5 protein-coding genes are annotated in these 7,806 nt (G+C 76.3%); 4 read left to right on the top strand and 1 reads right to left on the bottom strand.

All coding sequences use genetic code 11. From position 1 onward, the window contains the following. Nucleotides 1-266 precede the first annotated feature (266 nt). The 4 genes from lanKC to ACFYYT_RS24965 all read left to right on the top strand — a co-directional run bounded on the left by lanKC (nt 267) and on the right by ACFYYT_RS24965 (nt 6,838). Nucleotides 267-2,978: a class III lanthionine synthetase LanKC gene (gene lanKC / locus ACFYYT_RS24980; protein WP_351826342.1), complete on the top strand. Its 2,712-nt coding sequence runs from the start codon at nt 267-269 to the stop codon at nt 2,976-2,978. Beyond that, nucleotides 2,975-3,106, top strand: a complete 132-nt coding sequence (locus tag ACFYYT_RS24975) for a SapB/AmfS family lanthipeptide (protein WP_351826341.1) — start codon at nt 2,975-2,977, stop codon at nt 3,104-3,106. Before lanKC ends, ACFYYT_RS24975 begins: the two co-directional genes overlap by 4 nt. Nucleotides 3,107-3,194: 88 nt before the next feature. Next, nucleotides 3,195-5,033 (top strand): ABC transporter ATP-binding protein, encoded by a 1,839-nt coding sequence (locus ACFYYT_RS24970; protein WP_351826340.1) that lies wholly within the window; start codon nt 3,195-3,197, stop codon nt 5,031-5,033. After that, nucleotides 5,030-6,838 carry an ABC transporter ATP-binding protein gene (locus tag ACFYYT_RS24965; protein WP_351826339.1) on the top strand — a complete coding sequence of 603 codons (1,809 nt, stop codon included), beginning with the start codon at nt 5,030-5,032 and terminating at the stop codon, nt 6,836-6,838. The genes ACFYYT_RS24970 and ACFYYT_RS24965 overlap by 4 nt, the downstream gene beginning before the upstream one ends. Before the next feature lie 87 nt (nt 6,839-6,925). Here the strand turns inward: ACFYYT_RS24965 and ACFYYT_RS24960 are convergent, their stop codons facing one another. Then, on the bottom strand, nt 6,926-7,534 hold the full coding sequence (locus ACFYYT_RS24960) for a response regulator transcription factor (protein WP_351826338.1): 609 nt from the start codon (nt 7,532-7,534) through the stop codon (nt 6,926-6,928). Nucleotides 7,535-7,806 lie beyond the last annotated feature (272 nt).

The following is a 7,806-nucleotide window of genomic DNA, read 5'->3' as shown; positions in this document are numbered from 1 at the left end:
CCCCGGTGCGTCCCCACCCCCCCCCCGCGGGGGGGGGGGGGGGTGGGGGGGGGGGGGGGGGGGGCCCCCCCCCCCCCCCCCCCCCGCGGGCGGGGCCCCCCCCCCCGGCCCCCCACAGCGCCGTGCCCGGGGACGCCCCCTTCGCGCGCGCGAGGACCCGCCCGGTGACTCGTGCGTATTGCACACCCCGTCGGTGACAGCCGTGACTGTCGCCGCCCCCGGTCCGCGTGACAGCGTTGAGCACGTCACCGACCGAGGGAGCAGGAGTGAACAAGGGGTACGCCGCCTTCTGCGACGCCGACCGCTGGTTCTACGACGCGCCGTACCGGCGCGCCGAGGAGAACTACCCGGCCGCGCTCGCCCCCGTACCGGCGGGGTGGCAGACGCACCGCAGTGGGGACTGGCTGGCGCTGCGGCCCCTCGGAGTCCGACTCCCCTCCCAGGGCTGGAAGATCCACGTCTCGGCCTGTCTGGACAACGCGGAATCCGTCCTCGAACGGGTCCACCGCTACTGCGTGGACCGTGAGATCGCCTTCAAGTTCGTGCCCAGCCGCTACCTGCTGCACCTGCGCAACGCGAAGTACGCGGACCGTGCGGCGAGCGGCAAGTTCCTCACCGTGTACCCGGCGGACGAGGAGCAGTGCGGGCACATCGCCGAGGAGCTCGACGCCCTGCTGGCCGCCGAACCCGGCCCCTACATCCTCAGCGACCTGCGCTGGAACGACGGGCCGGTGCACCTGCGTTACGGCAGCTTCACCCTGCGGCACTGCTACGACGACCGCGGCGAGCTCGTCCCGGCGATCGAGGCCCCGGACGGAAGGCTGGTTCCCGACCCGCGCGGCCCGGTGTTCCAGCCGCCCGAGTGGGTCGAGCCGCCGGCGTTCCTGGCGCCGCACCTCGCCCGGCGGGCCGCCGTCACCCTCGAAGGGCTCCCGTACAGCGTGGAGCGGGCCCTGCACTTCTCCAACGGCGGCGGTGTCTACGCCGGCCGGGACCTGCGCACCGACGAGCCGGTCGTCCTGAAGGAAGCGCGTCCCTTCGCGGGTCTCGCGGCCGACGGGGCCGACGCTGTCACCCGGCTGCACCGCGAACGACGGGCACTGGAGCGACTCGCCGGACTGGACTGCGTTCCCTCGGTGCACGGCACCTTCAGCGTCGGCGAGCACCACTTCCTCGCGATGCAGCACCTGGAGGGCAAGCCCCTCAACACCTACTTCGCCCGCCGCCACCCGCTGATCGAGGCGGATCCGGATCCCTCGGAGCTCGCGGAGTACACCCGGTGGGCGCTGGACATCCACCGGAAGGTGACGCGAGCCGTGGAGGCGGTGCACGCCCGCGGGATCGTCTTCAACGACCTGCACCTGTTCAACATCATGGTCGCGGAGGATCCGGACAGCGGCGAGACCTCCGTCGCGCTGCTCGACTTCGAGGCGGCCGCCCACGTCGACGAGGGGCTGCGCCAGACCGTCGCCAATCCGGCGTTCGTCGCCCCGGCCGACCGGCGCGGCTTCGGCGTCGACCGCTACGCCCTGGCCTGCCTGCGCCTGGCACTGTTCCTGCCGCTCACCAGCCTGCTGGTGCTCGACCGGGCCAAGGCCGCGCACCTCGCCGACATCATCGCCGAGCAGTTCCCCGTACCCCGCGCCTTCCTCGACGAGGCGGTACGGGAGATCCTCGCCGGCGCCGGACCCGGGTCCGGCGCGGAGACGGGAGCCGACGCGAGAGCCGACGCCAGAGCGGACGCGGACGCCGGCTCCGGAGCAGGTGCCGGTGCGGCCGCCCGCCCGGCCGCGCCGCGCCGCGACTACCTGCCCGTGGAGCCCGGCGACTGGGAAGCGGCCCGCGCCTCGATGACGGCGGCCCTGCGGGCCAGCGCCACCTTCGACCGCGAGGACCGCCTCTTCCCCGGCGACATAGCCCAGTTCGCCGCCGCCGGCGGGGGCACCGCCTTCGGGAACGGAGCCGCGGGCGTGCTGTACGCGCTCGCCGAGACCGGCGCCGACCCGTGGCCCGAGGCCGAGCAATGGCTGCTGGACCGGACGAAGGAGCCGCCCTCCGGCACCCCGCTCGGCTTCTACGACGGCCTCGCCGGTCTCGCCTGGACCCTGGAGCGGCTCGGCCACCGCGAACGCGCGCTCACCCTCGCCGAACAACTGCTGCGCCAACCCTGGCAGTCGGCCGGACCCGACCTGCACGGCGGACTCGCCGGCATCGGGCTGGCCCTGGACTCCCTGGGCGCGGCCACCGGCGAGGGGGCACTGTGCTCCGCGGCCCTGCGCTGCGCCGACCTCCTCGCCGAAGGCGCCGGGCCCCAGCGGGCCGGTCTGCTCCACGGCGCCAGCGGAGTCGCCCTGCTGTACCTGCGGCTCTACGAACGCACCGGTGAAAGGGAGTTGCTGGCCCTGGCGGCCCGATCCCTGCACCGCGACCTCGACCACTGCGTGACCAGCGTCTTCGGCACCCTCCAGGTCAACGAGGGGTGGCGCACGATGCCCTACCTCGGGGGCGGCAGCGTCGGCATCGGCATGGTGCTGGACGACTGGCTGGAGCACGGGCGGGACGAGCGCTTCGAACGGGCCCGGCCGGAGATCGTCCGTGCCGCCCAGGCGACGTTCTACGCCCAGCCCGGCCTGTTCCGCGGCGCCGCCGGAATGATCCTGCACCTGGCGCGGACCACGACGCCCGGACCGGGCACCTCCGCCGCGGACATCGCCCGGCAGGTCGACGCCCTGGCCCGGCACGCGGTCCCCTACCGAGGCCGTCTGGCCTTCCCGGGCGAGCAGATGATGCGGCTGTCCATGGACCTGTCCACGGGCACGGCCGGCGCGCTCCTCGCCCTCGGCAGCGCCGCGCCCGGCGGGCGCGCGCAGCTGCCGTTCCTCCCGCCCCCGCGGTCCACCGCGGCGGCCCCAGAGCCGGTCCCCCTCGTGGGGGCCGAGTCCCATCCGAACACCACAGTGAAAAGGATTACGACATGACGCTCCTTGACCTGCAGTCGATGGACACCCCGAAGGACGAGACCACCGAGGCCGCGCACACCGGCGGCAGCCGCGCCAGCCTCCTCCTCTGCGGCGACAGCAGCCTGAGCATCACGACCTGTAACTAACCAGGTCCTCCGGGCCCGGGCGGTTCGCCGCCCGGGCCCGCACCACGTCCTTGGAGCCCTCCCGGAGACACCTGTGGAGCCGCCGCCCATGACTGCGCCCGATCCCACCGGCGAGGCGGCGGCCGCCCTCGGCGCCGACCGGGCGTTGCGGGCGGCCGCACGGCACAGCGCCGGCCGCCTCACCGCCCTGTCCGTCTCCTCGGTGGCCGCGGCCGGCGCGGCCCTGGCCGAACCGGCCCTGCTCGGCCACACCCTCGACCTGCTGCTGCGGCAGGACCCCGCCGGCGCCCGCTGGACGGGCTGGTGCGCGGCGGTCATCGCCGCCGAGGTCCTCCTCGACGCGGCGACGGCCCGACTCACCGGCGGCGTCGACGCCCGCTCCACCGCCCGGCTGCGCCGGCTCGGCCTCGGCCGGCTGCTGCGCACCGCGCCGCACCACGCCGCCCGCCACTCCCCCGGCGAACTCTCCGCCCGGCTGACCACCCACGCCACGGCCGCGGGCGGCGTACCGGCGGCGGCAGTGAGCGCGGCCGTCGCCCTGCTGCCCCCGCTCGGCGGACTGGTCGCGCTCTTCCTGGTCGACGTCTGGACCGCACTGGCCTTCCTCGCCGGACTCCCGCTGCTCGCGATCCTGCTGAGGACGTTCGCCCGCGCGTCGGGTGCCAGCGTCAGCCGCTACCAGGAAGTGCAGCTCGCGATGGCCGGCCGACTCGTGGAGGTCCTCGCGGGCGCCCGCACCATCGCCGCCGCCGGCACCGCCGAGCGCGAACAGGCCCGCGTACTGGAGCGGTTGCCGGAACTGGGCGCCGAAGGGCGGCGGACCTGGCGGATCTACGGGGCGACCATGGCCCGCACCAGCGCCCTCATGCCCCTGCTGCTGTACGTCGTCCTCGGCGTGGGCGGGATCCGCCTCGCGGCCGGGGCCCTCGGCGTCGGCGGTCTCCTCGCCGCCGTCCGCTACGCGGGCCTCGCGGCCGGCGTCGGGGCCGTGACGGGGCGGCTGGCGGCCGTGGTCCGCGGCCGCAGCGCGGCCCGCCGCACTGCGGTCCTCTTCGGACTGCCCGAACTCCCCCAAGGCGACGCCCGGTTGCCCGAGGGCGGCCCCGGCACCCTGGAACTGCGCGGCGTACGGGTCGTCCGCGCGGGCACCGTGCTGCTGCACGACATCGACCTGCGCGTACCCGGCGGGACGACCGCCGCCGTCGTGGGCCGCTCCGGTTCCGGCAAGACGACCCTGGCCGCCGTCGCGGGGCGGCTCACCGCGTGCGACGGGGGCCGGGTGCTGCTGGACGGCGTCCCGCTGGAGGACCTGTCCGCGGAGGAACTGCGCCGCGAGGTGGGCCACGCCTTCGAACGCCCCGCCCTCTTCGGGGAGGACGTCACGGCCACCATCGCGTTCGGCGGCGGACCGCCGCCCGGCGCGCCTGCCGTGCGCGCCGCCGCGCGGGCGGCCGGGGCCGACGATTTCGTCCGGCGCCTGCCCCGGGGCTACGGTACCGCGCTCCGGGACGCGCCGGTTTCCGGCGGCGAGCTCCAACGCCTGGGCCTGGCGCGGGCGTTCTGCCGGGCCGGCCGGCTGCTCGTCCTGGACGACGCGATGTCGAGCCTGGACACCCGCACCGCCCGCGAGGTGGAACGGGCCCTGCTCCACGACGTCCGCCCGGGCACCCGGCTCGTCGTCGCCCACCGCGTGTCCTCGGCCGCCCGCGCCGACCTCGTCGTGTGGCTCGACGCGGGCCGGGTCCGGGCGACCGGCACGCACACCGAGCTGTGGCGCGACCCCGCCTACCGGGCGGTGTTCGGCGACGCGGCGGACCCGGACCGGGAGGCGGCGGGGCGGGCCCGCGCCGAACCGTCGCCCCGGCCGGACCCCGGGGCCGTCCTGCCGTCCGTGCCGGAGCAGCCCGGCCGGGAGGCGGTCCGGTGAGCGAGTACGGAACCTGGCGCCGGGTGTCGGGCGAGGGCCGCCGTTTCCTGCGCGGCCGGACCCGTCCGCTGCGCGGGCTCGCGCTCTGGTCCCTGCTGGAGTCCGCCCACACCTTCCTCGGCGGATACGCGGTGGCCCGCGCCCTCGACGACGGTTTCCTCGCTGGCCGTACCGGTACGGGCCTCGCCTGGCTGTCCGTGGCCGCGGCCAGCGCCCTGATCGGCGCCGTCGCCCTGCGCGGGGTGTTCGGCGGCCTCGCGGAGCTGGTCGAGCCGCTGCGGGACGGCCTGATGCGGCGCGCCGTACGCCAGGCGGTCGGGAGGGCCGTCGCCGACCCGTGGCGGGCCGGTGACGAGGGCGCGGTCTCCCGGCTCACGCAACAGACCGAGATGGCCAGGGACTCCTTCGCCGGACTGGTCCTGGTCGCCCGGTCGTTCGTCTTCACCGCCCTGGGCGCCCTCCTCGGACTCGCCGCGCTGGCGCCCGTCCTGCTGGTCCTCGTCCTGCCCGCGCTGGTCCTGGGTACGGCGGGGTTCCTGGCCACGCTGCACCCGATGGCGCGCGTCCAGCGGGCGGCGCTCGACACCGACGAGGCGCTGTCCGCGCGGACCGGCGAGCTGGCGGCGGGGCTGCGGGATGTGGTCGCCTGCGGCGGCGGGGCGCGGGCCGGGGCGCCGGTGGAACGGCTGATCGCCGAGCAGGAGCGGCTGACGCGCCGGCTCGCGCGCTGGAGCGCCCTGCGCACGCTGAGCCTGGGGGTGGCGGGCCGGCTGCCGGTCGTCGTCCTGCTGGCCGGCACGCCCTGGCTCCTCGGACGGGGGGTGAGCACGGGGGCGGTGGCCGGGGCCCTGACCTACCTCGTCCAGTCGCTGCTCCCCGCCCTGGACGCGCTGATGACGGCCCTGGGCGCGGCGGGCACCCGGCTGCTGGTGGTGCTGGACCGGTTCTGCGGCCCGCGCCCGGACCCGGCCGCGACGACGCCGCAGGACCCGGCCACGCCCGCAGTAGCTGGTGCTGATGCGCCCTCGCCCGCGCCCGCGCCTGCTCCTGTTCCTGTTCCCGCGCCTGCTCCTGGTGGGACCGCCCCGCCCGCCGTCGAGCTCCGCCGGGTCGGCTTCGCGTACGGCCCCCGCTCGCATCCGGTGATCGACGGCCTCGACCTGGTGGTCGGGCCGCAGGAGCACCTGGCCGTGGTGGGGCCGAGCGGGATCGGCAAGTCCACGCTCACGGCCCTGATCGCGGGCCTGCTGCCGCCCGGCCGGGGGACCGTACGGGTGGCGGGTGCGCCCGCGCGGGGCGGCCCGGGGCCCGGCCCGGACGTCCGCCGGACGCTGCTGCCCCAGGAGGCGTACGTCTTCACCGGTACGGTCCGCGAGAACCTGACCCACCTGTGCCCCGGACCGGTGTCCGGGGAAGAGGTGGAGCGGGCCACGGCCGCCCTCGGGGCGGACGCGCTGGTGGCGCGGCTCGGCGGGCCGGACGGGGCCGTCGATCCGGGGCGGCTCTCCCAGGGCGAGCGCCAGCTCCTCGCCCTGGTCGCCGCCCACCTCTCCCCCGCCCCCCTGCTGCTGCTCGACGAGGCCACCTGCCACCTCGACCCGCCCGCCGAGGAACGCGCCGAGCGGGCGCTGGCCGAACGTCCCGGCGCCCTCGTGGTGGTCGCCCACCGCATCTCCTCGGCGGTCCGGGCCGACCGGGTCCTGGTGCTCGACGGGACCCGGGCGGTGTGCGGCACGCATGCGGAGCTGCCGGCCAGGTCGCCCCTGTATCGGGACCTGGTGGGCCTGTGGAACGGGCGCGGCTGAGGCGCGCACGGCAGGGCCGACCGCTCGTCCGCCGACGGCGGGGGGGTGGGGCGGGGGTGGGGGTGGGGCGAAACTCGGACCGGCGGCTCAGACCCAGCCGGCCCGCCGGGATATCCGGATGGCGTCGACCCTGTTGCGGGCGCCGGTCTTTCGCGTCACGGCGGCCATGTAGTTGCGTACGGTTCCGCTGGCGAGGTGCAGGGCACGGGCTATCTCCGCGATCGAGTCGCCCTCGGCGGCCCGGGCCAGGACGCTCAGTTCGCGCGGGCTGAGCGGCATGGGGTCGGCTTCCATGAAGGCCGAGGCGAGGGTGGCGTCGATGAACCGTTCCCCCGCGGCGACCTTGCCGATGGCCCGGACCAGGCGGTCGGGCGAGCCGTCCTTGTCGACGTAGCCGAGGGCCTGGGTCTGGAAGGCCCGGCGCAGCGAGCCGGGGGTGTCGGCCCGGGCCAGCACGAGCAGGGGCGTGGCGGAGCGGGGCAGCAGGCGGACGGTGCCGGCGTCCGCGAGGAGGGCGGCCGACACCCCCGGACACTCGAGGTCCACGACCGCCACGTCCGGTCGTAAGAACTCCGCCTGACGGGCGGCGGCACGCCAGCCGGCGGAGGTGACTTCGAAGTTGCCCTCGGATCTCAGCAGTGCGGCCAGCGCGGACCTCACCAGGCACACGTTGTGCAGCACCAGGACCTTGGTCATGCGGGTTCCCCTCGGGTGGCGATCGATCGGCACCAAGCGGGTGCCCAGCTACCGTAGGGAGGGAACGTCCCCGCGGGAGGCGTGTGGGGGCGTGTGGCCGAAGCCGGGCGCTCCCCCCGTGCCACCCCCGGTCCGCGGACAGGCGTCCGACCTCGGCTGAAGTCGGTGGAACGGCTTCGAAACCCGCTCGGCCCCGACAACCGGATCGGCTGATTCCGCCCGGGTTTCAGCCGTCCCCGGGCCGGCCGGGGAGGCGGAGCGGTCCGCGCGGG

It is taken from the genome of Streptomyces sp. NPDC002032, assembly GCF_042890765.1.
In the GTDB taxonomy this organism is placed as follows: domain Bacteria; phylum Actinomycetota; class Actinomycetes; order Streptomycetales; family Streptomycetaceae; genus Streptomyces.
The sequence above is the reverse complement of the archived record's forward strand: the minus strand, read 5'-3'. Positions and strand labels throughout refer to the sequence as shown.

Coding starts and splice junctions, on each gene's coding strand:
- ACFYYT_RS24960 (WP_351826338.1), bottom strand. CDS start 7,534: ATGACCAAGGTCCTGGTGCTGCACAACGTGTGCCTGGTGAGGTCCGCG.
- ACFYYT_RS24970 (WP_351826340.1), top strand. CDS start 3,195: ATGACTGCGCCCGATCCCACCGGCGAGGCGGCGGCCGCCCTCGGCGCC.
- ACFYYT_RS24975 (WP_351826341.1), top strand. CDS start 2,975: ATGACGCTCCTTGACCTGCAGTCGATGGACACCCCGAAGGACGAGACC.